This window comes from Yoonia sp. R2-816 (assembly GCF_046762905.1).
Classification (GTDB): Bacteria; Pseudomonadota; Alphaproteobacteria; order Rhodobacterales; family Rhodobacteraceae; genus Yoonia.
In genome coordinates this window covers 1-1,570 of record NZ_JBKQXN010000314.1, presented here as the reverse complement: position 1 = coordinate 1,570, position 1,570 = coordinate 1, and the positions used below count along the sequence as shown (strand labels likewise).

The window sequence follows — 1,570 nt, the reverse complement described above, 5'->3', positions numbered from 1 at the left end:
GTGATCTGTTCTTTGCAACACCGGCTCGCTTGAAGTTCATGCGCACTGATCGTTCAGAAGCACAAGCGATTTCAGATGTTGTTAAGCGGCTTTCCATGGCCGAGCCCTCAGTGACGTTTGTCTTACGAGACGTATCTGGTGGAGGCGAAGGGCGTGTTGTCTTCCGGGCAGATCGTGAGAGCGGTGATTTGTTTGATGCATTGCACGCAAGGCTCGCAAAAGTTTTAGGCCGTGACTTTGCGGATAACGCATTGCGGATCGACGCGACTCGGGATGGGCTTCGGCTTTACGGATATGCGGCCCTCCCAACCTATTCGCGGGGCGCTGCGGTGTCGCAATTCCTCTACGTCAATGGCCGCCCGGTACGTGACAAGTTGCTCATCGGGGCGCTTCGGGCCGCCTATTCCGATTTTCTCAGTCGCGACCGCCACCCCGCGGCGGTGCTGTTCATAGATTGCGAGCCCACCCTGGTGGATGTAAATGTGCATCCTGCGAAATCCGAGGTCCGGTTCCGCGACCCAGGTGTGGCCCGCGGGCTGATTGTCTCGGCTTTGAAGCATGCTCTGGCCGGTGCGGGGCATAGGGCCTCGACGACTGTTTCTGACGCAACACTGGGTGCAATGAGACCGGAACCAATGAAGCCCGGCCCAACCCGAGTTTATCAAATGGATCGGCCATCCAACGCGGCGCGGGGTGCGGCATATCAAGCCCAAACTCCTGCGTTCGAAGAGCTTGCCAATGATCTGAGCGGAAACACTCCGGAGCTCAGTGTTCCAGAGGGTTCTTCCTCATCTGAGCCGACACCTACCCAGGAAGCCGAAACGCCTGCAGAAAGCCTTCCGCTTGGCGCAGCACGCGGGCAGGTACATGAAAACTACATCATCGCGCAAACATCTGATGGTATGGTGATCGTAGACCAACATGCCGCACATGAAAGACTGGTCTACGAGAGACTTAAACACCAGATGGCGAAAGACGGCATTGCTGCCCAAGCACTTTTGATACCGGAAATCGTGGAGCTTCCGGAGGAAGATTGCTCTCGACTGATGGAAGTGGCCGAGGAACTCAGTGGTATGGGATTGACCATCGAACCATTCGGAGGAAACGCCATCGCTGTGCGAGAGACACCCGCTATTTTGGGTGAAGTCGATGCCCGGTCTTTACTTCTCGACGTTTTGGACGAACTCTCAGATCAGGGCGAAAGCCAAATCGTAAAAGCTAAAATCGACGCCATCCTCAGCCGTGTTACTTGCCACGGATCTATCCGGTCGGGTCGTTGGATGCGCGCGGAAGAAATGAACGCATTGCTCCGTGAAATGGAGGCAACACCGCATTCCGGTCAGTGCAACCACGGACGACCAACCTATGTAGAACTGAAACTTGCCGACATTGAAAAGCTCTTCGGACGCACTTGAAGACCTAAACAGGTTCAATGCCTGTTCGGCTTCGACGGGCGCCCTTGTTGGACGTCGGTTATGCCTGCAGTAGACAGGGTCGAGTCCGGCTGAGTTCAGAATGGGGCGCTAAGGCCGGATCGGAGATCAGTTGGGCGGGTGATCCACAGGGCGCT

1 protein-coding gene is annotated in these 1,570 nt (G+C 56.1%); it reads left to right on the top strand.

The window, feature by feature from the left end; translation table 11 throughout:
• Positions 1-1,415, top strand: a 1,415-nt coding sequence (gene mutL, locus ACFWW2_RS21030; protein ID WP_393931505.1) for a DNA mismatch repair endonuclease MutL, incomplete at its 5' end; no start/stop codon positions are given.
• Positions 1,416-1,570 lie beyond the last annotated feature (155 nt).